The organism is Streptomyces umbrinus (assembly GCF_030817415.1).
Classification (GTDB): Bacteria; Actinomycetota; Actinomycetes; order Streptomycetales; family Streptomycetaceae; genus Streptomyces; species Streptomyces umbrinus_A.
This window is the reverse complement of record NZ_JAUSZI010000002.1, coordinates 584,265-609,957: the sequence shown is the minus strand read 5'-3', so window position 1 is coordinate 609,957 and position 25,693 is coordinate 584,265. Positions and strand designations below refer to the sequence as shown.

The following is a 25,693-nucleotide window of genomic DNA, read 5'->3' as shown; positions in this document are numbered from 1 at the left end:
GATCTGCCGGCCCGTCGAGCACCTCGCCCGCCACACGTCAGGAGATGGCCCGCAGCGTGCCGTGCCGGCTTCTGCGGCGGAGTTCTTCGACGGCCTCGGCGGTCTCGTCGTCCGAGGGGAGAAGGACGGTCAACTGCTGCGCATCAGTGGGGAGTTCGAGTGTCTCCCGCAGCAGCCGGAGCTCGCATCCGGATGGATGGCTGAGCCGGAGGACTCCGCGTCGCGGAACGACGTGCCGGTTCAGGCGCCGGGTCAGGTCGGGGCCGGCAAGGGGTGCGAGTTCCGCGGTGAGCCACTCGGAGTTCTCGACGGACGGGGCGAGCCACAGGTCGAATGCCTGCTCGTCGGCGACGTCGTCCCAGTCGGTGAAGAAGGTGCGGGCGCGGGGGTCGGCGAAGACGTAGCGGGTGAGGTTCGGGGCTTCGGTGTCGAGCAGTCCGCTGCCGTTGGTCACCAACTGGTACGCGGAGGTGTGGGCGAGGATGTCACCCAGCCGGTTGGTCACCACGGCGATGCCTGGTTCGAGGAGGCGGAGTGTCTGCCGAACGGCGTCGCGCACCTGCCGGGGCGGGGGTGCTGGTCGGGTGTGGGCCGTGCATTCTCCGCCTGTGATCTTCGTGAGGTAGCGCAGGTGGGTGCGTTCGGTGGGGGAGAGGCTGAGGGCGTCGGCGAGAGCGTTCACCACTGCCACCGAGGGGTTGCGGTCACGGCCCTGCTCGATGCGGGTCAGGTATTCGACGCTGATGCCGGCGCGCGCCGCGAGATCCGTGCGGCGGAGCCCCGGTGAGCGGCGGCGGCCTCGGTCCGGGAGGCCGAGTGTCTCCGGCTGGACACTGTCGCGCTTGCTCCGGATGAAGTCTCCCAACGGCGTACCCATGTCTCGAAGGATAGGCCGGGCCGGACCGGTCGCGGCGGGCTCAGGGTGGCCCTGCGGGGGCCAGCCTGAGCCCGGCCTGGCTGTGGCCGAGGGCAGCCCCGATGGTGGTGGGCATGGAGAACAACACACACAAGCTGGTGGTCATCGTCGCGAGCGTCCGCGAAGGGCGATTCGGTCCGGTGGCGGCGTCCTGGTTGGCTGAACAGGCCGAGTCGCACGGCGGTTTCGACGTCGATGTCGTCGATCTGGCCGACGTCGAGATCCCGCTGTCCCTGCCCGCGGCATCACCGAAGTACGCCGGCGACGACTACCCTCGCCCGGCCGGGATGCGGCCCCTGACCACCGCACTGGAGAGCGCGGACGCGTTCGTCGTGGTCACACCCGAGTACAACCACAGCTACCCCGCCTCCTTGAAGTCGGCCATCGACTGGCACTTCACCCAGTGGACGGCCAAGCCTGTCGCGTTCGTCAGCTACGGGGGCGCGGCGGGCGGCCGCCACGCTGTCCTGCACCTGGAGAACGTGCTGACGGAACTGCATGCGGTGACGATCCGCGACGGTCTCGCCTTCCCCAACTACTTCACGGCATGGAAGGACGGCCGTCCGCTCGACCCCGAGACCCCCGGATACGCCAAGACGCTGCTCGACCAGCTGGCCTGGTGGGCGGGTGCGCTCAAGTCGGCACGCGAGGCCACCCCTTACCCGGCCTGAGCGCGGCGACGATGCGCACGCCGACGTGGGGTGCCACCTCCTGGGCCTTGGGCAGGCCGGCGCGCACATGCAGATGAGCTCGTCGGCGATCCCTGGGAGACGTCGTCGGCGAAAAGGGCCTGCAGACCGCAGGCAGCCGACCGTGCGTAATCCGACACCGTGCTCGCGCTGCGAGGCTCCGACACCGTGCTCGCACGGCAAGGCCCCGCGGCAACATTCGGCCGCGCAACACGCAGGACCGCCGCGCACTGATTGACCCGCCCACCCGTTGGTGGCCCGGCCTAGAACCCGCGAAATGGCGCTGGTCGGGACACTGGCGCCCGGTCGGGCAATCCCGTGTGCTCTCCCTGCTGCCCCATGCGTGGGACCAAACGTGGCAACACCGGTCAGGATTCAAGAAGCGCCGGTCACGGATGCGCAGCTAGCGTGAATGTCATGACCTCAATCGATTTCCTCACCCTCGAGGTGGCCGACCCCGCGGCTGCCGAGCGTTTCTACACGGATGCCTTCGGGCTGGGCAAACAGGTACGGCTGCGGGCCTCGGAGGAGCCGACGTCCGGCTTCCGCGGGTTCACGGTGTCGCTCGTGGTCTCCCAGCCGTCGATCGTCAACGGATTCTTCGGCGCCGCCCTGGCCGCCGGTGCCACCGAGCTGAAGCCCGCCAAGAAGTCGTTGTGGGGCTACGGCGGCGTCGTACAGGCCCCGGACGGGACGATCTGGCAGCTCGCAAGCTCGTCGAAGAAGGACAGCGGCCCGGACAGTCGGCACATCGATGAGATCGTTGTCCTGCTGGGTGTCTCGGACATGGCCGCGACCAAGCAGTTCTACGTCGACCGCGGCCTCACGGTCGCGAAGAGCTTCGGGAGCAAGTACGTCGAGTTCGACGGTTCGGCGAGTGCCATCAAGCTGTCGCTGTACGGACGTCGCGGCCTGGCCAAGGTCGCCGGAGTCACGCCGGAGGGCAGCGGGTCCCACCGTCTGACCATCGGTGGCGGCGCCGAGGCCTTCACCGACCCGGACGGGTTCGCGTGGGAGCCCGTGGCGGCATGAGGTTCCACCCGTGTCCGGCCGCCGCGGAACCGGACGTCAGCTCTCCTGACCCGCTCCCGTGAGAGCCGCTCGTGCGCGCGCGGCGCGTACGGCCGCGGACAGGGTGGCGATGTCGTAGGCGCCGTGATGGCGACGGCCGTTGACGAAGAACGTCGGAGTACCGGACACCCCGCTGAGGTCGGCGGACTCCACGTCCGCGGCAACTCGGGCGGCGCCCGTACCGGCATTCAGGTCCGCGCTGAAGCGGTCGATGTCGAGACCGACCTCCTCGGCGTAACGGAGCAGATCCTCCGGCCGCAGTTCTCCCTGATGACGCATCATCTGCGCGTGCATCTCCCAGTAGCGGTTCTGGCGGGCGGCGGCTTCGGCGGCTTCCGCGGCGAGCTGGGCGCCCGGGTGCACGTCGGTGAGCGGCAGATGCCGCCATACGTAGCGCACGTCGCCGAAGTCGGCGAGCAGCTCGCGCACCACGGGCTCGGCCAACCCGCAGTAGGGGCACTCGAAGTCCCCGTACTCCAGCAGCGTCACGGGTGCGTCGAGGGGACCGCGTACATGGTCGCGGTCCATGTCGACGGGATCGCTGAGGTCGACGATCGTGCGGCCGGTGCCGAGCAGGGCTCGGGCACGGGAGGGCCGCGGAAGGGCGCCGATCACTGCGGTGACCAGCCAGGTGAGGAGGAAGGCGCAGAGGACGGCGGCCAGGATGCCGATCTTCGCTTGTTCCAGTACGTCCCCGTCGAAGGCGAGAGTGGCGATCAGCAAGGACACGGTGAAGCCCACCCCGGCCAGGGTGCCGCCCGCCGTGATGGCGCCCCAGCCGACCGGTGGGTGCAGGCGCCCTCCGCTGAGGCGTGTCGTGAGCCAGGTCGCGCCGATGATGCCGAGCGGCTTGCCGAGGACATAGCCGAGCAGGATGCCGAGGGTGACCGGTGAAGTGAAGGCGTGGGCCAGCTGGCCGGCGCTGAGAGTGATGCCCGCGTTGGCGAGGGCGAACAGCGGCACGATCACATAGCTCGTCCAAGGGTGCAGCATCCGCTGGAGGCGGTCGTTGGGGGAGAGCGTCGAGGCGATCTGACGTCGCACCGAGCGCCCGAGTTCGGGGGTCGGCTGTTCACGGAAGCGTCTGAACAGCCTGCTGGCCTGTTCCAGGTCGCGGCGTTCCGCCGGCCGGGCATAGGTGAGCAGACCCATGGCGAGGCCGGTCACCACCGGGTCCACCCCGGACTTCAGGAGTGCCACCCAGATCGCCGTGCCCAGCAGCGCGTACAGGGCGGGGATTCGCATGCCGAGGGTGCGTCGCACCAGCAGGACGACGGCGAAGAGCGCGAGCGCGGTCAGCAGCGACGGCAGGGAGACGGCTCCGCTGTAGGCGAAGGCGATGACGGCCAAAGCCAGGAAGTCGTCGACGACGGCGACCGTGAGGATGAAGACCCGAAGGCTGCCGGGCAGCCGGCTCCCGAAGACGGCGAGCATGCCCAGCGCGAAGGCCGTGTCCGTCGACATGGCGGCACCCCAGCCGTGCACGGAGTCCTCGCCCGCGTTGACGGACAGGTAGATCGCGACGGGTACGAGCATGCCGCTGAGCCCGGCGAGCAGCGGCAGGGTGATCCGTCGGCGCTCCCGCAGCTCGCCCATGTCGAACTCGCGTCGTGCCTCCAGGCCGACGACGAAGAAGAACAACGTCATCAGCCCGCTGTTCAGCCACTCGCGCAGGTCCAGCGACACAGAGCTCGATCCGATACGGACCGACAACTCGGTTCCCCACAGCGCCTCGTACGAACCGGCGGCGATGTTGGCCCAGACGAGGGCGGCGAGGGCGCCGACGAGCAGCACCGAGGCACTGCCGGTCTCCGTCCGCAGGAAGGCACTCAGGGGGCCGCGCGTGTCCTGGCCGCAGAGGGTCTGTCCCGACGGGGGTGAGGTCTCAGGTGGCACGGTCACCCCACAAGTCTGACCCCACTCAGGATTCGGCACCCGGCGAAGTGCGGACGGCCGCCACCGCCTGCGCCGTCAGTGGTGTGCGGTCGACGAGAGGAGCATCGGCAGGGAGACGTAGTCGGCGAGTGCCCGCTGGCCGGCGATATTGGCGTGGACTCCGTCGCCGGTGTCGTAGGCCGGGTTGATGCTGTTCGGCTTGAGCGGGTCCTTGAGCACCTGGTCGAAGTCCATCACGCCGTCGCAGGTTCCGTCGCAGGAGTTCCGCTTCTTGACGTGGCTGCCGACGGTGTGACGGTCGAGGTTGTTCTGATCGGTGTACCCGGGCCGCGACGTGACGGGCGTGACGTAGACCTTGATCCCAGCCGCGTGCAGGCGCTGGAACACCTCCCGGTAGCTGCGCAGGATCCGAGTGGCGTCGCAGCCGTTGGCGAGGTCGTTCGTGCCGTAGTAGTAGAGGACTCCGGTCACACCGTGCAGGTCGAGCACATCACGGTCCAGCCTGGCCGCCGCGTCGAGACCCTGCACCCCGGCGGGAGTGCCCGGGCACTCGGCGGAACTCGTCGTGCCGGCGATGCCCGCGTTGGCGACTGCGAGTTGCCGGGTGCGGGGGAGCTCGGCGGTGACGCGGCGGGCGACGTGGTCCGTCCAGCGAAGATCGGGTCCGTCCGGTGTGCAACCTGGCCCGCAGTCGGTGCTGCGGTCCCGTCGACCACCGAACTCCCGAACACGACGATGGTGCCCCTGACGGCGGGGTTGTCCACGTCGACGGCGCTGACCAGGTACGTGGAGTCGACTGTCTGCGTGTACGCGGAGCCGCTCGCCTCGGCCGTGTGGTCGCCCGACCCGGGCGGAGTGAGGTAGTTGGAGCGGAAGGCGTTGGCGTGCCGCCCCGGGGTGACCGTGCCGGACATGGACAGGGAGACCGCGACGTCGTCCTGAGCGCGGGTCTCCAGGTCCGTGGCGTCGCTCCACACCTCGCCACCGGGCGGAACGACCACCTCGCGCCGGCCGTCGAGGGTGACGGCATGGACGGCACCGTCGATCGCCGGTCCGCCCTTGCCGTCTGTGCTGCTTCGGCCGACGGTGGCGGCGTCGACGGTGAGCGGTGTTCTGCCGAAGGTGTTCTGGATCCGGACCCGCAGTGCGCCTCCGCCCTGACTGAGATGGGTGATCATGCGAACGGACTGGTCACGCAGGGGAGTCGGGGCGAGTTCCTGCTGGGGCTGGGCCCAGGACGTGAACCATCCGTGCTCGGCCGGCCCTGCCGAGGACCGGTCGCCCGAGGCGGACGCGGTGGTGGCGGAAACCGCCGAGCCGGACGCCACGAGCGTCAGGGTCAGCGCTACTGCGGCGCGCCGCAGCGAGGACGGACGGAAAGGATGCACGGGGGTCCCTTCGACGTCGTACGGCCCGGCCTGCCCGAGCCGTCCTTGCTCGTTGACCAGCGGGAGTGTGCCGTCGGTGCGCCTGGGGCTGTGCCGGTCACGTCGAAGCCGCCGGCGCCCCGGCGAGAGCTCGCCGCGCCTTCCCTGCGGTACCGCCGATCGCGGGGCCGGTCCACGCCGGAGACCCCGCGATTCACGAAGTGCGGGCCACTCCCACGTAGATGCCGCTGCCTTCGACTTCCTGCTCCTTGTCCGAGGGAGCCCACTCCGTCGCGGTGACCAGACCCGGCGGAACGAGGTCGAGGCCGTCGAAGAAGCGCTCCACCTCCGCACGGGTGCGGAAGCCGAGCCGGATCCCGCCCTTGGCGTACTCGGCGGTGACCTGTGCGGCAAGTTCGGGATAGAGGTCGGAAGCGGCGTGCGAAAGCACCAGATAGCTGCCCGGCGGCAGCGTGGCGACCAGATCGCGGACGATGGCGTGCGCGTCCTGCTCGTCGGGGACGAAATGCATCAGCGCGATCAGCGACAGCGCGATCGGGCGGCTGAAGTCCAGAATGCGCTGGGCATGCTCGACGATCCCCTGCGGCTGCCGGACATCGGCCTCGATGTAGTCGGTGACTCCTCCGGGCAGACTGACCAGCAACGCCTCGGCATGACGCAGGACGATCGGGTCGTTGTCGGCGTAGACGACCTTCGCCGTCGGCACGATGCCCTGAACGATCTGATGGAGGTTGGGCTCGGTGGGGATCCCTGTCCCGATGTCCAGGAACTGGTCAATGCCCTGCGTGGCGAGCCAGGCAGCCGCTCGGTGCATGAACTGGCGGTTCTGCCGCGCCGCGTCCCTGGCCTCGGGCGGCAGTTGTTCACCCACGGCCTCGTCGACCGGATAGTTGTCCTTGCCACCCAGCAGCCAGTCGTAGACCCGCGCGGGATGCGCCTTGTCGGTGACGATCTGTGAGAACCGCTGTGGGCCGGTCGGCATGACCACTCCGTCGTGTCCGTCGCTTCCAGTGAAAGGTTCAGGCCGAGTACTGATGGCCCTCGTGGAGTAGATCATGTGATCCGCGCGAGACGGAAGAGCGTTGCAGCGCCCGTGGGACCGGTCGAGGCCGGTCCGGGGCCGCCCCCTGGGCACCCTGAGCGGCAGCCAAGATCGTCGCCCAACGAGCTCGTGCCGCGGTGAGCCGTGGGAGCCGGTGCGAAGCACAAGCACGTCTTCGTCGACCGGCTGCCGGCCACCCTGGTGAATCTGCGCCATGGCACCACCCACGACGTGCTCGCCTGCCGGCTCGGCGTGGACCGCTGCACCGTCACGCGTGCCATCGGCGAAGTGCGACCCCTGCTCGCACGGCGGGGCTGCACCGTCGTGCCGGGTTCACGGACGCCGAGGGGCGGTGCTGTCCTGCAGCCCGGTCCGGCCGGGCAACTGCGCCGCCAGGTCGGGCCCCGTCGAGGGATCTCTGCCGCTGCGGCGTCCGCGCCGCGTCCGATGTGCGCTACGTCTCATCCGCCGGCTGTGACACGGGATGCGCGGCCGGTGTCTCCATGCCGAGTCCATCACTCGAGGAGACACAGGGAGACATGTTGACGCTCTCCCCTCTGAAGGGGGGAGATTCTTACGGCTCGCGCCGTGAGACTTCCTGTTTCATCGCCGACTGCCCGCCCGGAGTACTCCGTTGGGGTCTCACGCCAGCTCCGCAGGCTGCAACCGCCCGTCCGGCGGCCAGAAGGTTCTTCGCTGCGTTCACGTCCCGGTCGTGGGTCGTGCCGCGGTCGCACGTCCAGGTGCGGACGTTCAGCGGCATCTTGTCCTGCACGGTGCCGCAGGCGGAGCACAGCCTGGACGAGGGGAACCACCGGTCCACGGCGATCACCTCGCGCCCGTACCAGGCGGCTTTGTACTCCAGCATCCTCCGGAACTGCGACCAGGCGGCATCGCTGATCGCACGGGCCAGGGTCCGGTTTTTGACCATGGTGCGCACGGTCAGGTCCTCGATCACGAGCGTTTGGTTTTCGCGCACGAGCCGGGTGGTCAGTTTGTGCAGGCCGTCCCGTCTGCGGTCGGCGATCCGGGCATGGATCCTGGCGACCTTGTGTCGGGCCTTGTTCCGGTTCGCCGAACCCCTGGTCTTCTTCGCGAGGTTCCGCTGAGCCTTCGCCAGGCGAACGCGGTCCTTGCGCTCGTGGCGCGGGTTGGTGACCTTCTCCCCGGTGGACAGGGTCAGCAGGTGGTCCAGGCCCACATCGATACCGACCGCGTTGTCGTTGGCCCGCAGCGGCGTGACGGACGGGTCGTCACACAGCAGCGAGACGAACCAGCGGCCCGCAGCGTCCTGCGACACCGTCACCGTCGAGGGCTTCGCTCCCTCGGGGAGGGGACGGGACCACACGATGTCCAGCGGTTCAGGCATCTTCGCCAGTGTCAGCTTCCCGTCACGGAACCGGAAACCGGACGTGGTGTACTCCGCCGACTTCCTCGACTTCCGCCTGGACTTGAAGTGCGGGTACCTGGCCCGCTTGCCGAAGAAGTTGGTGAACGCCGTCTGCAAGTGCCGCAGCGTCTGCTGGAGGGGAACCGAGGAGACCTCGTTGAGGTAGGCCAGTTCTTCGGTCTTCTTCCATGCCGTCAGCATCGCGGAAGTGGCGTTGTAGTTGACCCGTTCCTGACGCGTCCACGCCTCTGTACGGGCGGCGAGCGCCAGGTTGTAGACCTTGCGCACGCATCCGAAGGTGCGCGACAGCTCAGCCGCCTGCGCATCACTCGGACAGAAGCGGTACTTGAACGCCCGCTTCACGTGGTTCACGGTCACTCTCACAAACTAGCGGGTTCACAAGTAGGGGAAAAACCTGCTGGTGAGGGCACTGCGATCCGCTCTGATGGCGAATCCCAGCTCGTTGCCCTGCTCCGCAGGAGTCCGTTTCCTCCCCGCCCTGAAGGGCGGAGTATCCACGGAGGAATCCGATGAACGGGGATGTTCTGCCGGTCGTCGGCGCCGACAAGGTGCTCCGCTACATGGCCGGCAGCATCGACAAGGCAGGCGGCACCTTCAGCAGGGAGCCCACGACGGTCAACGGCAACCCCGGCCTCATCCTGCGACTGGGCGGAGTGATCGACGGCGTACTGGCCTTCACGGTGGAGAACGCCCGCGTCACCGCCCTTTACTACGTCCGCAACCCTGAAAAGCTCACCCGCGTCGAGTCGGAAACCCCGCTCACCTCCCGCTGACGCACTCGGTCGCTGCACTTGGGGCCCGACGCGCCCGACAGCGGCGCGTTCTGCGATGGACGGGCGGGCAGGCATGGACCTGTTCGTGTGCCGCAGTTGCCGCATACGCCTCTCCGGAGAACGCTGCTCTCTCTTCCCAGTGAGGTCCGCTCGGATGCTCCCTGGTGGATTGAACACCGAGGTGCCGTCAGCGAAGCGTCCGTGCCGTCATGCCGCAGCCTGAGCCCGCCGAAGTCGGTCGGGCGAGTGGACGGCGGTTGCGACAGAGCGTGACAAATCGATTTCGCTACAAGTTCCGAAATTATTCGGGGCGGCCTCCGGCATGCCGTCGAAACACACCATTCATACGGTCACTCATTATCGGCCGCATAGGACCCATCGGTCGCATTGGGTCCATCAGGCTGAAAAGGCTGCTTTCACCAGAAAGCACATCACTGTCCTCAGCGCCTTCATGTGACAGGAGCCCCGAGTGTCCAACCTCTCCAGACGCGATGCCCTACGGCTGACCGGCGGCATCGCTCTCCTCGGCAGCTTCGCCCTGACGGGCTGTGGCCGCAGTGACGACACCACCGCGAAAGCCGGCGCGGAGCCCATCGCCAGCTCCCCGGCCACAGGCACCGTCAGTGTCTGGGCCGCCCAGGGCGATGCGGACGTGCTCGACAAGGTCATCAAGCCCTTCAAGGCGGCGAACCCTGACCTCGACGTGAAGTTCACGCTGATCCCGAACGCCGACTACTACACCAAACTCCAGTCGGCGATCGCGGCGGGCAAGGGGCCCGATGTCGCCCAGTTCTTTCCCGAGTCGCAGGCGCAGTTCCTGGATCCGTCGATACTCCGGCCCGTTCCGGACGGGCTCGTCGACCCGGACAGCTTCTTCAGGAGCCTGTGGGATGCCGGTGTGGTCAAGGACGTCGCCTACACGGTGCCCTGGTACGCGTACACCTACGCGCTCGTCTACCGCTCCGACCTGGCCAAGAAGGCGGGCGTCGAGGCGCCGAAGACATGGGACGAGATGGTGCCGTTCTTCAAGGCGCTTCAGAGCGCCGGAGCCGCGCACGGCCTCGGGGCCGACATCGGCTGGGACATCTTCAACGGCCAGGACGCCGCGATGTACGCCTGGCAGGCGGGCCGTTCGCTGCTGTCCTCGGGCGGGGAGTGGACGCTCGACACTCCGGCGATGGTCGACGCGATCACGTACAACGCGTCGTTCTACACCTCGGGGACCGCTGACACCGCCGGGCCCGGGTTCCTCGACTCGCAGCCGTACTTCGTGTCCGGCAAGACGGCCACGATGATCACTGGCCCATGGGTCATCGGCCAGCTCGACGCCGCCGCGAAGAAGGACGGCTGGACGGCGTCCCACGTAGCCACGGCGCCGCTGCCGGCGGGGACGTCGGGCAGCGTCTCCTTCTCCGCGGGCGGCAGTTGGGGGGTGCTTGCCGACACCGACAACGCGGACGCGTCGTGGAAGCTCATCCGGTACATATCGAGCCCGAGCACGCAGGTGTCGCAGTACAAGGCGTACAGCTCGCTGCCTGCGGTCGTCTCCGCCTGGAAGGACTCCGCCATCGCGGGCCAGCCGCTGCTGGACGCCTTCTTGACGCAGCTGAAGAACACCAGGGCGTTCCCGCAGGTCAGTACCTGGCCGCAGGTCGCGACCCGGCTGGGCAAGGAGATGGAAGCGGTGGCCAAGGGCGAGGAGACCGCCGCGAAGGCCGCCGCGAACCTCCAGACGTACGCCGAGAGCCTCGGCACGGGCACGGAGTGATCCGCGGATGACCGTCACCGTCCTCCAGAAGGTGCCTCGCAGAACGCGTCGTCCTCGGGGCGCCCGTCGAACGGCTGTGGGTTGGCTGTTCCTGGCGCCGTTCACCGTCGTGTTCCTGGTCTACACGGCGATTCCCACCGTCGCCGCGCTCGGGTTCAGCCTCACCGACCTGCGGGGCGCGGATCTGCGTCATCCGTTCGCGGTGGACTTCACGGGACTGGACAACTATCTCCGACTGTTCCAGGACCAGATCTTCCTGCGGGACATCCTCAACACCGCGGTCTTCGTGGCCGTCGGCGTGCCACTGACGATGGGGATCGGGCTCGCGCTGGCTCTCGCGCTGAACTCCGGCATCCGCCGGCTGCGCGGCGCGTTCCGCACGGTCTTCTTCGCCCCGGTTGTCACGAACGTCGTAGCGGTCGCCCTGATCTGGCAGTACGCCTTCAACGCGGGCGGCACCGTCAACAAAACGCTCGGTGCTGTCGGCTTCGCGGGGCCGAACTGGCTGGACGACCCGAACCTGACCATGCCCGTGGTCATCCTGCTCGGCGTCTGGCGGAACTTCGGCATCGCGATGGTGCTGTTCCTCGCCGGCCTGCAGGCGATTCCGCAGAACGTGTACGAGGCCGCCTCCCTCGACGGGGCCGGCCGATGGCGGCAGTTGAGGCACATCACCCTGCCGCTGCTGCGGCCCACCACCCTCATGGTGTCGGTGCTGCTGACCGTCTTCTACCTCCAGATGTTCGACGAGCCGTACCTGCTCACCAACGGCGGCCCGCTGGGCTCCACCGAATCGGTGGCGCTGTACACCTACCACCAGTTCGGGGCCGGCGAGTTCGGGATGTCCTCGGCGGCGTCCTTCGTGACGCTCGTGCTCGTGATGCTGGTGAGCGTCGTCCAGTTCCGGCTGCTGAGGCCCCGCACATGACCGCCCTCGCCGCGTTGGAGAACGCCGACATGACCACCGACCGGATCGCGGTGCGCCGCCGGTCCGTCTCCCGGCCCCTGCTGTACGGCGCGCTCGTGCTGTGCGCGCTGCTCACGATGCTTCCGTTCGTCTGGGTGATCAGCGGCTCGTTGCGCAGTCTCGACGAGATCCGCTCCGACCCCGGTGCCTGGGTCCCTCAGCACCTCACCTTCGACAACTTCGAGCGGCTGTTCACCACACAGGGCTTCGGCCGGTTCCTGGTCAACAGCGTCGTGGTCGCGGTCATGGTGGTGGTCGGCAACATCGTGGCGGCGTCGGCCGCCGGCTACGCACTCGCCAAGCTCGACTTCGCCGGCAGGCGGATCGCGTTCGCCGCGGTGATGGGCGCGATGATGATGCCGCTCACCTCGGTGTTCGTCACGCAGTTCGTGATCACGGTCGACCTGGGCCTGGCGGACACCCTCACCGGTGTCGCGCTGCCGAGCGTGGCGCTGCCGTTGTCGGTCTTCATCATGCGGCAGTACGCGATGTCGATCCCAGACGAACTGCTCGAAGCGGCCCGGATCGACGGCGCAGGGGAGTTCCGGATCTTCTTCGGGATCTTCCTCCCGCTGGCCGGACCCGCTGTCGCCACGATCACGATCATGTCGTTCCTCAGTTCGTGGAACAACTTCCTCTGGCCGCTCATCGTCGCCCAGAGCATGTCCAGTTACACACTGCCGGTGGGCCTGGCCGCCACCAGCCAGGCCGCGGCGCACGTCACCGACTACGGTCTGCTGCTCGCCGGGGCGATCGTCGTGATGCTGCCGGTGCTGGTGCTCTTCCTGTTCCTGCAGCGCTACTTCGTGCAGGGCGTCGCCGGAACGGGAATGCGGTGACCCCCATGGACTCGTTCGACGCGCGCGGCGAGCGAAACGAGATGAGGATCCGCCCGGCCGAAGTCCGGGAGACCGTCACCGTCCGCGCGCCGGCGGGCACGATCATCGGCCGTCGCACCGGCTCGGTTCGGCGCTTCCTCGGTATTCCGTACGCCGAAGCTCCCACCGGTGCACGGCGGTTCGCAGCGCCGGCCCGCCGCGGCCGGTTCACGGAGCCGTTCGACGCGTCCCGGCACGGTGCCACCGCGCAGCGCGTGCCGCTGTTCGCCACGACCACAGTGCCGGAGCCGTCGGTGCCGGGCGACGACGTGCTGAACCTAGGGATCGTCGCGCCTGACGCCGACGACGACCGCGAGCCCTTCCCGGTTCTGGTGTGGATCCACGGCGGCGCCTTCCTGGCGGGGAGCCCGGCCAGTCCGTGGTACGACGGCCGTGCCTTCGCCCGCGACGGGGTCGTCTGCGTCACCGTCGGCTACCGGCTGGGCGTCGACGGATTCGCCGTACTGGACGGCGTTCCAGCGAACCTCGGGATGCGCGACCTGCTGCTCGCGCTCGACTGGGTGCAGGACAACATCGCCGCTTTCGGCGGCGATCCGGACCGGGTCACCGTCGCCGGTCAGTCGGCCGGGGGTGCGGCGGTCCTAGCGCTGCTCTCGTCGCCCGCGGGCAGCGGCCGTTTCCACCGTGCGGCCAGCCTGTCCGGTGGCACCTTCGCGGCAGACGGGGACGCGGCACGCGACTTCCTCGGACGGCTCGCGCACCGGCTCGGTGTGCCGCCGACGCGAGCCGGATTCGCCGGCCGCGCCGTGGAGCACATCCAGCGCTGCGTCATCGACCTGCGGGACGAACAGGGCGACGACCTGCCCGCGCTCGGCCTGTTCGTCGGCGACGACATTCTGCCTGCGCCCATCGCCGACGGACTCACCCGGCACGGGCACGCCGTACCGCTGCTGCTCGGCGCCACGGGCGACGAATTCGACGGCGACGCCACCATCCGCACGGCAGGCACCCGCGAGGCAGGCACCCGGGTGACGGACACCCTCTTCCGCGCCGCCTGCCCGCGGGTCGCGGCCTCCCGCCGCGACGCCGCCGCCGGCACCTGGCTGTACTCCTTCGAATGGCCCTCCCCGGTGCTCGGCGGCGCCACGCACTGCATCGACATCCCGTTCTTCTTCGACGTGCTCGACGCACCCGGAGTCGGTGAAGCGCTCGGGCCGAACCCGCCAGGGGAGCTGGCCGCACTGACCCACACCGATCTGGTCAGGTTCGTACGTGGCCAGGAGCCGGCCTGGGCCAGGGCGACCGGGACACTCGGCGACGCGGCTCGCGAATACGGCCGTCCCGGCGCGGCGCTCACCGCCGACACCACGGGCTTGTTCGATCCGGTGGTACCGGCGGTGTCCGGGGTGGCGGAGGCGTGCTGATGTCCGGAATGAACCAGAGCGCCGTCCGACGCATCAACACCTCGGTCATCCTGCGCGCACTGGCGGTGTCGGCCGGGCCGATCACGCTGACCGAGCTCGCCGAGCAGGTCGGCCTCTCCCGCCGCACCATCGAGGTCGTCCTGGACTCGCTCGTCGAGGCGGGCTGGGTGACCGAACTGGACCGCGTGCCGACCAGCGGCTGTGCCGGGCGCCCGGCCCGCCGGTACGAACTGCGGGCCGAACACGCGCTGCTGGCGGCCGTGCGCATCACCACCCTGGACGCGTCCGCGGTCGTCGCCGACGTACGCGGCCGTGTCGTCGGCCGGGCGCATCGGCCGCTGCGCGCCTACCAGGATCCGCAGTCCACGCTCGACGACGCGGCGGCACTGGTGCTGGAGGCGTTCGACGACGCGGGCGGGTCGGCGAACCGTCTTCGGGCCGGTGCTGTCGCGAGCGGTGGCGCGATCGACGACGACGGGGTCGTACGACGCCTGGTGCACACGACGCGCTGGGAAGGCGTGAACCTCCCCGAGGAACTCGCGCGGCGGGTCCCGATGCCCTGGTTCGCTGACAACGACACCAACCTCGGTGCCCTCGCGGAGCGTTGGCGGGGCGTGGCCGACGATCACGACAACGTCGTATGGGCGATACTCGGGAACCGGACCGGCCTGGGCATCCTCATCCGAGGTGCCGTGCACAGGGGGCTCGACGGTGCCGCGGGCGAGATCGTCGAAGCGGCGTCGATGCCGACCGGCTCGGTGGAGAACCGCCCGGTGGCAGGGCTCACCTCCCCGGAACCGGATCGACGCAGGGTTGCGCTCGACCGCTTCGACGCGGCTCGTGCCGGTGATGCGACAGCGCTCGCCGAGGTGGACGAATTCGTGGAGAACATCGCGTCGATCCTCACGACCCTGTCGTGGACGGTCGCGCCGTCGCTCATCGTGCTCGGCGGCGGTCTGGAGGACGCGGCCGATGTGCTGCTGCCCCGCGTGCGCAAGGCGATGCACGACGCCCGCACCCCCGCGGTCGAGCTGCGTGCCACGTGTCTGGGGCGCGACGCCGACCTCATCGGCGCCGTCAAGCTGGCACTCGATTCGATGGACACGCAGCTGTTCGGCCCGCTCGCCCCGAGCGCGTGAACGCTCACCACCAGCAGAAGCAGGACAGCGTGGCAGACGTCAGTACCAGGCAGCAGTACAGGACAGGAGTCCCCCTTTGACCGGCACCACTCGCACCAACGTCCTCGTCGTGGGCAGCGGCATCATGGGATCAGTCGTGGCCAGACTGCTGCGCGACACCGATCCGGCGCTGGACATCACCATGGTCGAGGGTGGCAGCGCGATCGGCGAGGTCCCCGGCCTGCACCTGCACGACGTCGACGATCCGGCTCTCTGGTCGCGCTACAACGAACGGGTCGGCACCGGCATCCAAGGCATGTACACCGGCGCCGAGGTGGTGCGCGATGCCGCGGGCAGCCTCGACGATCTGACACCCGGCATGTTCCACGCGCTCGCCTTCGGCGAGGACGCCGAGGCGATGCCCGCGACAGCGCTCGCGTGGAACGCCGGCGGCATGGGCGTGCACTGGACCGCCGCGACGCCCTGGCCCGCCGGGGACGAGGTGTTCGACTTCGGCGACCCGGCCCGCTGGGCGACGGACCTGGACACCGCGCGCCGGTTGCTCGCGGTCACCCCGTCCGCGATCGGTCCGACCGACGTCGGCCGGATCGTGCTCGACGTACTGCGTCGGCGCTTCGACGGCATCGGACCGGACGACCGGCGGCCGCAGTCGATGCCCATGGCCGTCACCACGCCGGCATCGGGCCCCATGCCGCGCACGGCTCCGGGGACGATCTTCCCCGCGATGGCGACCGGCGAGGACCCGGCCTTCACCCTGCTGACCGGTACCCTCGCGACCGCTCTCATCGTCTCGGACGGCCGGGTCGCCGGCGCCCGGCTGCGTCGCATCGCCGACGGCGGCGAGTCGCAACTCCTCGCGGATGCCGTGGTGGTGTGCGCCGACGCGCTGCGCACCCCGCAATTGCTGTTCGCCTCGGGCATCCGGCCCGAGGCGCTGGGCCGCTACCTCAACGAGCACGCGTTCATCACCGCCCGGGTGCTGCTCGACCCCGACCGGTTCGGCATCGATCTCGACGACCTGCCTCTGCCGCGTGTCGGCGAGTTCAGCACCGATTCGCTCTGGCTGCCCCAGAACGGAGCGGCGCAGCCGTTCCACGGCCAGATCATGAACCGAACGTACGTGGACGAGGACGGCCGCCCCCTCGCCCACTCCGTGGGCCTCTCGCTGTACGTGCCTGTCGAGTCGCGCCCCGAGAACCGGCTGGTGTTCTCGCCGACCGAGACCGACCTCGCGGGGATGCCCCGGATCGGTGTCGAGTTCGGCTACTCCGACGCCGACCGAGCGCTGCTCGGCCGGGCACTTGACGAAATCCAGTCGATTGCCGAGGAATTCGGCCCCTTCGATCCCGCGACGGAGCGTGCGCTGCTCCCGCCCGGCTCGTCGTTGCACCTGACCGGCACCGTCCGTTCCGGCCCGGTCGACGACGGCACCAGCGTGTGCGGCCCGGACGGCCGGGTGTGGGGCTACGACAACCTGTACCTCGCCGGCAACGGCGTGATCCCCACCGCGATGGCCGCCAACGTCACCCTGACCGGCGCGGTGACGGCCGTACGGGCCGCCCGGGCCGTCGCCGTACGGACCGCCGCGCTCGCCACGCACCGAGAGGAGGTCCGATCATGATCGACATCGCAAAGGAATACCGGGTGGTGCTCCCGACGTGGATCGACGACGAACTGGCCGCCGTCCCCGCTGCCATTCCGGCCCGTGACGACCGGATGCGCCTCGTGCACCGGCTGGCCGACCGCAACTGGCGTGAGGGCAATGGCGGTCCGTTCGCGGCACTCGTCGCCGAGCGGGACACCGGCCGGATCGTCTCGGTCGGCGTGAACGTCGTACTCGCCTCCGGTGTCTCCAGCGCGCACGCCGAGGTCGTCGCCCTCGGACTGGCCCAGACGACGACGGGCGGCTGGGATCTCGGTGGTGACGGAATGCCGGCGCACGAGCTGGTGGTGAACTGGCGTCCGTGCATCCAGTGCTACGGCGCGGCGATGTGGTCCGGGGTGCGCGGCCTCGTGGTCGCCGGCGAGGGCCCGGAACTGGAGGAGATCACCACGTTCGACGAGGGCCCGCTCGGCGCGGACTGGGCCGGGCAGTTCCAGGCACGCGGCATCGAGGTCGTGCGGGACGTGCTCCGGGACGAGGCGCTCGCGGTGTTCCGCGGCTACCGGGAGGCCGTCGACGCCGACGGCATCGTCGTCTACAACGCGCGCGCAGGCGCCGAATGATTCCGCCGATCCGAATGGAGAGACTCCCGTGGCACCACGCTTCGCCACCGACGTCGTGACCTTCTACCACCCCGGTTTCTGGGGCCTCGAATCCGCGGACGCCTTTCGCGACTGGGCCGTCAAGAACCCCGGGCGCTTCTGGGACCGGACGATGGACGCGTTGGCCGAGGCGGGTGTCACCGGCATCGAGCTGACCTTCGCGCCGGGCGACATCGACTCGGTCCTGCGCGCGTTCGGCGACGCGCCGTCGTTCCGCCATGAGTTGCAGGCCCGCGGCCTGTCCGTCGTGAGCGCCTTCATCGCCGAGAGCGAATGCCCCGACTGGCGGGACAGCGACAGCCTGCCCGCGATAGTCGCCGACGCCGAGCGACGCGCGGCCTTCCTCGCCGACGTGGGCGCCGGACTTCTCGTCGCCGGGCTGCCCATGCGTGCGACGTCGGGGACGCGCCCGCCCTTCTTCGTCGACGCCGCGTACATGACCCGGATGGCAGACATCGCCCACATCGTCGGTGAGGCCGTCGCACAGCACGGTGTGAAGCTCGCCTTCCACACCGAGTCCAACAGCACCCTCTGGTACGAGAGGGACATCGACCTGTTCATGGCTCTGACCGATCCACGCTACGTGTGGCTGTGTCCCGACTCCTGCCACATCGCACTCGGGGGAGGCGACCCCGTCGCCGTCGCGCGTCGCCACTCCCAACGCATCGCACTGGCGCACTGGAAGGACGCGGTCAAGCCGATCGACATCGAACTCACCATCGACGAAACGGTCTTCGCCCAACAGCAGCCCTACATGACCGAACTGGGTACGGGCATCGTGGACTGGAGAGGATGGGCCGCCGCGATGTCAATGACTCCCGGCGCCGACATCGTGCTCATCGAGCTGGACGAGGCCGCTGATCCCGTCGCCGCGCTTCGGACAGGGACGGCCGTGGTGAAGGGGATACGGGCAGACGCCGGGCTTCTCTCCTGAGCCGGTTGGCCGTCGCTCTGAGCGGTGGCTCCCGGAGGAAGCGGATGCCGCGCGACCTGCTCCGCCCGAAACTGGGCAGGGAACACGGGCCGGTCGGCGGCCCTTCGCCAAATGATCACAGTCTGGAAGGACGCACGACAGTGAAGTCTCACATTGCCACCTCCACGCCCATGTTCACCGTGCCGGCCGTCGACATCTCCCCCTACGTCGGAGACGGTACGGACGAGGAGCGGGGGCATGTGGCACGGCTGATCGACGCCGCGTGTGCTGAGGTGGGGTTCATCCAGATCCTCGGGCACGGCATTCCGCAGCCGGCGTTCGACGGTCTGAAGGGGGCCATGGACGCGTTCTTCGCGCTGCCGCTGGAGGCGAAGAAGGCGTACCGCGTCGACGGCGCCAACCGCGGTTACAGCCCGCCGAAGAGCGAGTCGCTGAGCCTGAGCCTGGGACTTGAGTCGGCCTCGCGGATGAACGATTTCTTCGAGGCCTTCAACGTCGGTGTCGAGGCGCGTTCCTTCCCGCCCGAACTCGGCCTTTCCGAGGACGACTTCGGGATCAACGTGTGGCCGGACACCGAGGCCTTCACGCCGCGGGTGGAGGCCTACTTCGGTCACGCCTCGCGGGTGGCACGCACGCTGACGCGGATCTTCGCGGACGCCCTCGGTCTGGCACCGGACTTCTTCGAGGCACTCACCGGACACTCCATCGACGTGCTCCGCATGAACAACTACGCCCTGCCCGAAGGCACCGTGGACCTGGACGGCGAGCTGATGGGTATGGGCGAACACACCGACTACGGGATCGTCACCGTGCTGTGGGCCGACCAGGTCCCCGGGCTCCAGGTGCTCGACCGCCACGGCACCTGGCACGACGTGACGCCCGCGGACGGCGCGCTGCTCGTCAACCTCGGCGATCTCACGGCCCTCCTGACCAACGACCGGTGGATGTCGACGCTGCACCGCGTCAAGCCCCCCGTCGTCGACGGGACGATCCTGCGGCGCCGCTCGGCCGCCTTCTTCCACGACGGGAACCCGGACGCGGTCATCGAGACGCTGCCCGCCCTACTCGACGCGGACCACGGTCTCGCCTACGAACCGGTCACCGTCCGAGAGCACATCAGGGCCAAGCTGAACGGCTCGCGGAAGGGCAAGAAGAACGTGGCCGCGGTCCGAGAGGCCGCACGCGCTCGGGCCGCCACCGAGTGAACGGCCCAACGCCCAGCAGTCGACGCGGGTCACTCAAGGGCCGGGCCAGATGGCCGAGGCGTCGTCGCGGTGGGGGTCGGGCAGGCGGATCGGGCGTATGGGGATCGTACGGCTGTGTCCTTCGGTCACGGCTGTCCACGGGGTGGAGTGCCCGGAGTAGCACAGGGCCGTGAGGGCGAAGACGTTGTCGGCGTACACCTCGACGTATTCGCCGATGGTGAGAATGCGGAGAGTGGCGGCCGGTTCGGTCAGGACGGTCTCGCCGAGGCGGATGCCGCCGGGGCCGGTGACCCAGAGGTTCTTGCCGTCGCAGCCGACGGAGAGGGCGGGGCGGTCGTCGTCCGGGGTGTCGGTGCGGAGGGTGATCTCGACGGGCCCGGTGATGCCGATGTCACCGACCGCGTGGAGGGCGGGCCGGTCGGTCTCCTCGCCGAGCCAGGCGTTCAGGCCGGTCCACCATTCCAGGCGGGGCGCCGAATCCTCCCGTACGACAAGGGACTTGGGCTGGGCCAGCATGCCGCGGCAGCGCTCCCCGGTGTCGGTGAGGCCCACCTGACGGGGCGTGGTGTGCACGACGACCCGGGAACCGTCGGGCGCGCCGACGACACGGGGGGCGTACGAGCCGGTCGGGCCGAGGGGGCCGCGGCGGGTCCAGGGGCCGCGCAGGCGGGGGGCGGTCCACGCCTCGAAGCCGCGGGTGGCGCCGATGGAGCCGAGCAACAGCCAGCTGCCGTCGTCGAGGCGTTCCAGGACCGGGCACTCCAACTCGTCGACGTCCCCGGGTGAGACGAGCGGCGGGTGGACCGTCCAGTGCTCCAGGTCGCTCGACGTGGCCAGCGCCACGCAGCCGCTGACCTCCACCGGCAGCGAGGCGTCGCTCGCGCAGACGGCCATCACCCAGCCCTCGCCCTCGTCGTCGCGTACGACGAACGGGTCGCGCCAGCCCATGCGTTCACCGGTGCGGTACCAGCGCGGGTCCGCCTCGACGACCGGACCGGTGCCGTGGCGCCGCCAGCCCGTGCCGTCGGTGCGGTCGGAGTACGCGAGGCCGACGGACTGCAGCGGCCAGCCGTCCGCCGTCAGCCCGCTCACCCCCGTGTAGAACATGGCCATCCCGCTGCCGTGCCGGAACGGGTGCATGGTCCACACGGCCTGCTGGTCGAATCGGCCGGGCAGCCCGTTGCCGAAGGCGGTGCCCTGGGGCTGCCAGCGGACCAGGTCGGCGGAGGTCGCCCGGCCGTAGGAGGTCTCCATCCGCAGGTGGTCGAACTCCGCTGTCCAGGGCCCCTGCAGGTGCAGCACCGTGTACGTGCCGTCCTCGTCGCGCAGCAGGGCGAAGTCGTTCACGCAGAGGCCGGGCGGGGCGTATCGCATGCACAGTTCCTGTCGGCTCACAGCGCCCAAACGCATGCGCTGACCATTGACCAAAGCGGTATCTCTTGGGAATCGGCCCAAGTAAATCTGAACGCAAACGCTTGCGCAACAGCGAGGTCAGGTTTACGGTCACGTCACTCGCAGATCACACCGCCGTGAAATCAACGGGAGGAACTGAGCCGTGACGGCCAGCATCAACGACGTCGCCCGCGCCGCCGGCGTCTCCGCGTCCACCGTGTCCCGCGCCCTGCGCGGCCGGGCGGGCGTCTCCGACGAGGTGCGGGACCGGATCGCGGCCGTCGCCGCACAGCTCGGCTACACCGCGTCCCGCTCCGCCTCCAGCCTGGCCAGCGGCCGCACCTTCACCATCGGGGTCGTCGTCCCGTACGTGGGCCGCTGGTTCTTCGGCACCGTGCTCGACGCGGCGGAGCAGGTGTTCAGCGCCGCCGGGTACGACGTCCTGTTGTACAACCTGGGCACACCCGAGACCCGCAAGCGCTTCTTCACGAAGCTGCCGGTCCGCAAGCGGGTGGACGCGGTGCTGTCGCTGCTCATCCCCGACGAGGGGGAGTCCGCGGCGCTGCGCTCCCTCGGAGTGCCGCTGGCCAGCACGGTCGGCGTCGCCCGGCCCGGCTTCACCGTGGTCGGCATCGACGACCGGGCCGGTGCGGAGAGCGCCGTACGGCATCTGGTGAACCTCGGCCACCGCCGCATCGGCACGATCAGCGGATCCAGCGGGCCGCTGCACTGGACCACGCCCATCGAGCGCCGCCGGGGCTATCTCGACGTGCTGACCGAGGCCGGGATCGAGCACGACCCGGCCCTGGAGGCGGACGGCGACTACACCCTCGAGGGCGGCGAGCGGGCGATGACCGAGTTGCTGGCCGCCTCCCGGCCGCCGACCGCCGTGTTCGCGCAGTCCGACGAGATGGCGATGGGCGCGCTCCGGGCCCTGCGCCGCCACCGGCTGAGGGTCCCGGACGACGTGTCCGTCGTCGGCTTCGACGACCACGAACTCGCCGACGTGGTCGGACTGACCACGGTCGCCCAGCCGGTCGCGGGCCAGGGCGCCGAGGCCGCCCGGCTGCTGCTGCGCCAGCTCGACGAACCCGGTGCCGAACACCCCGGTCATGTCCAGATGCCCATCCGCCTGGTCCTGCGCGAGACCACCGCCCCACCCCGTCCGCGCGGACCTCAGTAGCACCCCCTGAGCCCCACACCCCCCACGCCTCGAAGCGCTCCCACACCTCGAACCCACGCCACAGCACGGAGGCACAGACCATGAGCTCGACCAACAGAAGGCACCGCCGCACGGCCTGTACGGGCCTGGCCCTGCTCCCTCTCGTGGCACTGGCCGCCTGTGGCGGGGGCAGCGGCACCGACGCCTCGGCGGACGCCGGCAGCGGCAAGGGCACCATCAGCGTCTGGGCCCACCAGGGCCAGAAGAGCGAGGACGCCGCCGTGCAGGCCGCGGTGAAGTCCTTCAACTCCTCGCAGAGCGACATCAAGGTCGAGCTGAAGCTGATACCCGGCAACGACTACACCAAGACCATCACCGCCACCAGCGCCTCCGAGCTGCCGGACGTGATGGAGTTCGACGGCCCGACCATGGCGAACTTCGTCTACAACAAGAAGCTCGCCCCCGTCGACGACTACGTCTCCGCCAAGACGATGTCCAACGCCACCGACGCGAGCAAGTCCCAGGGAGCGATCGGCGGCAAGCACTACGGCCTGGGCATGTACGACTCGGGCCTGGGGATCTACGGCAACAAGAAGCTGCTGGACGCGGCCGGCGTGAAGTACCCGACCAGCCTGTCCGACGACTGGACGGCCGAGCAGTTCACCGCCGCGCTCAAGGCGTTGAAGGCCAAGGACTCCGACGGCAAGACCCTCGACATCCAAGAGGGCAACGGCCTGGCCACCGAGTGGGGGACCTACGGCTTCGCCCCCGTCGTCTGGTCGGCCGGCGGTTCGCTGATCAAGGGCGACAAGGCGGAAGGCGCCCTCGACACGCCGGCCGTCGTCTCGGCGCTGAAGACCGTCCAGTCCTGGAAGACGTACGTCGACCCCAACACCGACGGCAACGCCTTCGCCAAGGACCGCGTTGCCCTGAGCTGGGTCGGCCACTGGATGTACCCCACCTACGGCAAGGCGCTCGGCGACGACCTCGTCGTCCTTCCGCTGCCCGACTTCGGCAACGGTCCCAAGACCGGCCAGGGCTCCTGGGCGTGGGGCATCGGCGCCGACACCAAGAACGCCAAGGCCGCCGGTGCCTTCATGGACTACCTGCTCAACGACGCCAACGTCACCGCGATGACGACGGCCAACGGCGCCCCGCCCGCCACGAAGACCGCGCTCGCCGCGAGCCCCCTGTACAAGGAGGGCGGCCCGCTCCAGCTCTTCGCCGACCAGCTCGCCAAGCCCTGCGGCGACAGCGACATCACCAAGTCCTGCGTCGCCGTCACCCGCCCGGTGACCGCCGGATACCCCACCATCACCGCCAAGTTCAGCGAGGCCCTCAACTCGATCTACGGCGGAGCCGACCCGAAGAGCGCCCTGGAGAAGGCCGCCCGCGCCATCGACCAGGACTTCTCCGACAACGCCGGCTACAAGATCCCGTAGGACCATCGGCCAGGGGCGGGACGGTACAGACCGCGCCCGCCCCCGCCGGGAACAGGACCCATCCGTGACCTCCGTCGAACCGGCGCACGCCGCGCCCCACGCCCGGGAGAAGGCCCCACCCGTGACCGCCGCCAAGCCCGCGCGTCCGGTGCGTCCGGCGCGTTCCGTGCGCAAGAACCGCGACTGGCTGCACGGCCTGCTCATGTCCACGCCCGCCGTCGCCGGACTCATCGCCTTCGTGGGCATCCCGTTCGGCTACGCCGTCGTCCTCTCCTTCTACAACGTCCGCCTCGGCTCCCCGCTCGCGCCCACCTTCTTCGGTCTGGAGCAGTACCGACGGCTGTTCACCGACCCCGACCTGTCCGGCCCCTTCCTGCGGGCCCTGCTGAACAACCTGACCTTCGCCGTGGTCGTCGTACCGGTCCAGACGGCCCTGGCGCTGGGGCTGGCGATCCTGCTGAACCGCAAGCTCAAGGCGATCGGCCTGTTCCGGTCCCTCTTCTTCATGCCGGTCGTCTTCCCGATGGCGCTGGTCGCCGTGATCTGGCGGCTCATCCTCGCCCGCAGCGACCAGGGCATGCTCAACTCCGCCCTGCACGCTGTCAGTTTCGGCAACTGGGGAGCCTTCGACTGGCTCGGCGACTCCGCCACCGCGATGGCCTCGATCATCGTGCTGTCCATCTGGCAGGGCGTCGGCTTCCAGATGGTCATCCTCCTCGCCGGCCTCCAGCAGATACCGGGTGAGCTCTACGAGGCCGCGGATCTCGACCGCGCGAGCCGCTGGCAGCAGTTTCGCCACATCACACTGCCCGGCATCCGCGGCACCCTCGTCTTCGTCGCCATGCTCACCTCGGTGCTCTCCTTCCGCGTCTTCGACCAGGTCTACGTCCTCGTCAAGGGCGGCGGCCTCAACGAGGACGCCGGCCGCACCGTGATGTACCAGGCCGTCACCACCGCCTTCGACCAGAACAACGTCGGCCAGGCAGCCGCGATCACCGTCGTCTTCTTCCTGATCGTCGTCGCCCTGACCCTCATCCAGCGCCGCGTCGTCCGGCCCGACAACGAGGACTGACCATGAGCACCCACACGGGCCTCACCCGCACACCCCTGCGCCGCGTCCTCGACTACGCCGTCCTCGGCGTACTGGCGTTCATCTTCGTGCTGCCCGTCCTCTACCTGTTGATAGGCAGCCTCAAGCCGTCCGACGAAGTGCTGAACGGCCTGTCCGGCTTCCTGCCCACGCACCTGTCCTTCGACAACTACTCCAACGTCCTGAGCAGCCTCAACTCCGACAGCACCGGCTACTTCTGGCGCTTCATGGGCATCTCGCTGCTGCTCGCGTTCGTGGTGGTGACGGGTGGACTGTTCGTCAACTCGATGGCGGCGTACGGGCTGTCACGGCTGAAGTGGCGCGGCCGCAACGCCGTCTTCACCCTCATCCTGCTGCTGATGCTGGTCCCGTTCGAGTCGGTGGCCGTCCCGCTCTTCTACATGTTCAACGACCAGCGCAACACGCTCTTCATCCAGGCGATCCCGTTCATCGCCAACGCCTTCTCCGTCTACCAGTTCCACACCTTCTTCCGCTCGATCCCGCCGAGCATCGAGGAAGCCGCCCGCATCGACGGCGCGGGCCCCTGGCGCACCTTCTTCGCCATCATCGTCCCCATGTCGAAGCCGGCCTTCGCATCCGTGGCGATCCTCACCTTCCTCACCCAGTGGGGCTCCTTCCTCTGGCCCGTCCTGATGGTCTCCGACCCCTCGGTACGCCCGCTGCCCCTGGAGATGAGCGTCTTCCAGGCCCAACTCCCGCCGGACTGGGGTCAGATCCTCGCCTTCGGCGTCCTCCTGGTCCTGCCCGTACTGATCGTCTTCGCGTTCTTCCAACGCTGGTTCGTCCAGGGAGTCGCCAGCTCGGCCGTCAAGGGCTGAGGGCTTTTGCTGACGGGAGGGACGTGCACGAGGAGAATCCC

The 25,693-nt window shown here is 69.3% G+C and carries 22 protein-coding genes and 1 pseudogene; 17 read left to right on the top strand and 6 right to left on the bottom strand.

Translation table 11 applies throughout. The features are described 5' to 3' along the window. Positions 1-37: 37 nt before the first annotated feature. Positions 38-877, bottom strand: coding sequence for a helix-turn-helix domain-containing protein (locus QF035_RS03390; RefSeq protein WP_307518031.1), 840 nt, complete (start codon positions 875-877; stop codon positions 38-40). A 113-nt stretch (positions 878-990) separates the two neighbouring features. Between QF035_RS03390 and QF035_RS03385 the strand changes: the two genes are divergently transcribed. Beyond that, positions 991-1,587: an NADPH-dependent FMN reductase gene (locus QF035_RS03385; protein WP_307518030.1), complete on the top strand. Its 597-nt coding sequence runs from the start codon at positions 991-993 to the stop codon at positions 1,585-1,587. A 435-nt stretch (positions 1,588-2,022) separates the two neighbouring features. Further along, complete coding sequence (locus tag QF035_RS03380; protein WP_307518029.1) at positions 2,023-2,637, top strand: glyoxalase; 615 nt, start codon at positions 2,023-2,025, stop codon at positions 2,635-2,637. Positions 2,638-2,673: 36 nt separating this feature from the next. Here the strand turns inward: QF035_RS03380 and nhaA are convergent, their stop codons facing one another. From nhaA to QF035_RS03360, 3 genes are all read right to left on the bottom strand, one after another. Next, positions 2,674-4,572 (bottom strand): Na+/H+ antiporter NhaA, encoded by a 1,899-nt coding sequence (gene nhaA / locus QF035_RS03375; RefSeq protein ID WP_307530868.1) that lies wholly within the window; start codon positions 4,570-4,572, stop codon positions 2,674-2,676. 75 nt (positions 4,573-4,647) lie between these two features. Further along, positions 4,648-5,547: an SGNH/GDSL hydrolase family protein gene (locus tag QF035_RS55640; RefSeq protein ID WP_373466600.1), complete on the bottom strand. Its 900-nt coding sequence runs from the start codon at positions 5,545-5,547 to the stop codon at positions 4,648-4,650. A 606-nt stretch (positions 5,548-6,153) separates the two neighbouring features. Further along, entirely contained in the window at positions 6,154-6,942 is a 789-nt protein-coding gene (locus QF035_RS03360) for an SAM-dependent methyltransferase (protein WP_307518025.1), read from the bottom strand. A 201-nt stretch (positions 6,943-7,143) separates the two neighbouring features. On the opposite strand from QF035_RS03360, the pseudogene QF035_RS03355 reads away from it, so the two are divergent. Then, positions 7,144-7,341: pseudogene (locus tag QF035_RS03355) on the top strand (helix-turn-helix domain-containing protein); the annotation flags it as partial. Positions 7,342-7,576: 235 nt separating this feature from the next. Here QF035_RS03355 and QF035_RS03350 read toward each other — a convergent pair. Then, entirely contained in the window at positions 7,577-8,770 is a 1,194-nt protein-coding gene (locus QF035_RS03350; protein WP_307518024.1) for an RNA-guided endonuclease InsQ/TnpB family protein, read from the bottom strand. A gap of 152 nt (positions 8,771-8,922) precedes the next feature. Here QF035_RS03350 and QF035_RS03345 point away from each other — a divergent pair, with 152 nt between their 5' ends. The 10 genes from QF035_RS03345 (at position 8,923) to QF035_RS03300 (ending at position 19,727) form a co-directional block, all read left to right on the top strand. Next, the gene (locus QF035_RS03345) at positions 8,923-9,186 is read left to right on the top strand and encodes a hypothetical protein (protein ID WP_307518022.1); all 264 of its coding nucleotides are present in this window, start codon (positions 8,923-8,925) and stop codon (positions 9,184-9,186) included. A gap of 469 nt (positions 9,187-9,655) precedes the next feature. Beyond that, positions 9,656-10,954, top strand: a complete 1,299-nt coding sequence (locus tag QF035_RS03340) for an extracellular solute-binding protein (protein WP_307518021.1) — start codon at positions 9,656-9,658, stop codon at positions 10,952-10,954. A gap of 7 nt (positions 10,955-10,961) precedes the next feature. Then, positions 10,962-11,882 carry a carbohydrate ABC transporter permease gene (locus QF035_RS03335; protein ID WP_307518019.1) on the top strand — a complete coding sequence of 307 codons (921 nt, stop codon included), beginning with the start codon at positions 10,962-10,964 and terminating at the stop codon, positions 11,880-11,882. Further along, positions 11,879-12,760, top strand: a complete 882-nt coding sequence (locus QF035_RS03330; protein ID WP_307518018.1) for a carbohydrate ABC transporter permease — start codon at positions 11,879-11,881, stop codon at positions 12,758-12,760. Before QF035_RS03335 ends, QF035_RS03330 begins: the two co-directional genes overlap by 4 nt. Positions 12,761-12,765: 5 nt before the next feature. Beyond that, the gene (locus QF035_RS03325) at positions 12,766-14,184 is read left to right on the top strand and encodes a carboxylesterase family protein (RefSeq protein ID WP_307518016.1); all 1,419 of its coding nucleotides are present in this window, start codon (positions 12,766-12,768) and stop codon (positions 14,182-14,184) included. Between the two features lie 8 nt (positions 14,185-14,192). Further along, positions 14,193-15,323, top strand: coding sequence for an ROK family transcriptional regulator (locus tag QF035_RS03320; protein WP_307530866.1), 1,131 nt, complete (start codon positions 14,193-14,195; stop codon positions 15,321-15,323). Positions 15,324-15,399: 76 nt separating this feature from the next. After that, positions 15,400-16,944, top strand: coding sequence for a GMC oxidoreductase (locus QF035_RS03315; RefSeq protein WP_307518015.1), 1,545 nt, complete (start codon positions 15,400-15,402; stop codon positions 16,942-16,944). Continuing rightward, positions 16,941-17,549 carry a nucleoside deaminase gene (locus QF035_RS03310; protein WP_307518014.1) on the top strand — a complete coding sequence of 203 codons (609 nt, stop codon included), beginning with the start codon at positions 16,941-16,943 and terminating at the stop codon, positions 17,547-17,549. Before QF035_RS03315 ends, QF035_RS03310 begins: the two co-directional genes overlap by 4 nt. Before the next feature lie 28 nt (positions 17,550-17,577). Beyond that, complete coding sequence (locus QF035_RS03305; RefSeq protein WP_307518012.1) at positions 17,578-18,522, top strand: sugar phosphate isomerase/epimerase family protein; 945 nt, start codon at positions 17,578-17,580, stop codon at positions 18,520-18,522. 140 nt (positions 18,523-18,662) lie between these two features. Further along, positions 18,663-19,727 carry an isopenicillin N synthase family dioxygenase gene (locus QF035_RS03300; protein ID WP_307518010.1) on the top strand — a complete coding sequence of 355 codons (1,065 nt, stop codon included), beginning with the start codon at positions 18,663-18,665 and terminating at the stop codon, positions 19,725-19,727. Between the two features lie 33 nt (positions 19,728-19,760). On the opposite strand, the gene QF035_RS03295 is transcribed toward QF035_RS03300, so the two are convergent. Continuing rightward, a complete protein-coding gene (locus tag QF035_RS03295; RefSeq protein WP_307518008.1) occupies positions 19,761-21,101 on the bottom strand; it encodes a mucin-1 in 1,341 nt (446 codons plus the stop codon). 181 nt (positions 21,102-21,282) lie between these two features. Between QF035_RS03295 and QF035_RS03290 the strand changes: the two genes are divergently transcribed. The 4 genes from QF035_RS03290 (at position 21,283) to QF035_RS03275 (ending at position 25,652) form a co-directional block, all read left to right on the top strand. Beyond that, positions 21,283-22,302 carry a LacI family DNA-binding transcriptional regulator gene (locus QF035_RS03290; RefSeq protein WP_307518007.1) on the top strand — a complete coding sequence of 340 codons (1,020 nt, stop codon included), beginning with the start codon at positions 21,283-21,285 and terminating at the stop codon, positions 22,300-22,302. An 80-nt stretch (positions 22,303-22,382) separates the two neighbouring features. Next, a complete protein-coding gene (locus QF035_RS03285) occupies positions 22,383-23,723 on the top strand; it encodes an ABC transporter substrate-binding protein (protein WP_307518006.1) in 1,341 nt (446 codons plus the stop codon). 64 nt (positions 23,724-23,787) lie between these two features. After that, positions 23,788-24,795: a carbohydrate ABC transporter permease gene (locus QF035_RS03280; RefSeq protein ID WP_307518004.1), complete on the top strand. Its 1,008-nt coding sequence runs from the start codon at positions 23,788-23,790 to the stop codon at positions 24,793-24,795. 2 nt (positions 24,796-24,797) lie between these two features. Continuing rightward, positions 24,798-25,652 carry a carbohydrate ABC transporter permease gene (locus QF035_RS03275; RefSeq protein ID WP_307518003.1) on the top strand — a complete coding sequence of 285 codons (855 nt, stop codon included), beginning with the start codon at positions 24,798-24,800 and terminating at the stop codon, positions 25,650-25,652. Positions 25,653-25,693 lie beyond the last annotated feature (41 nt).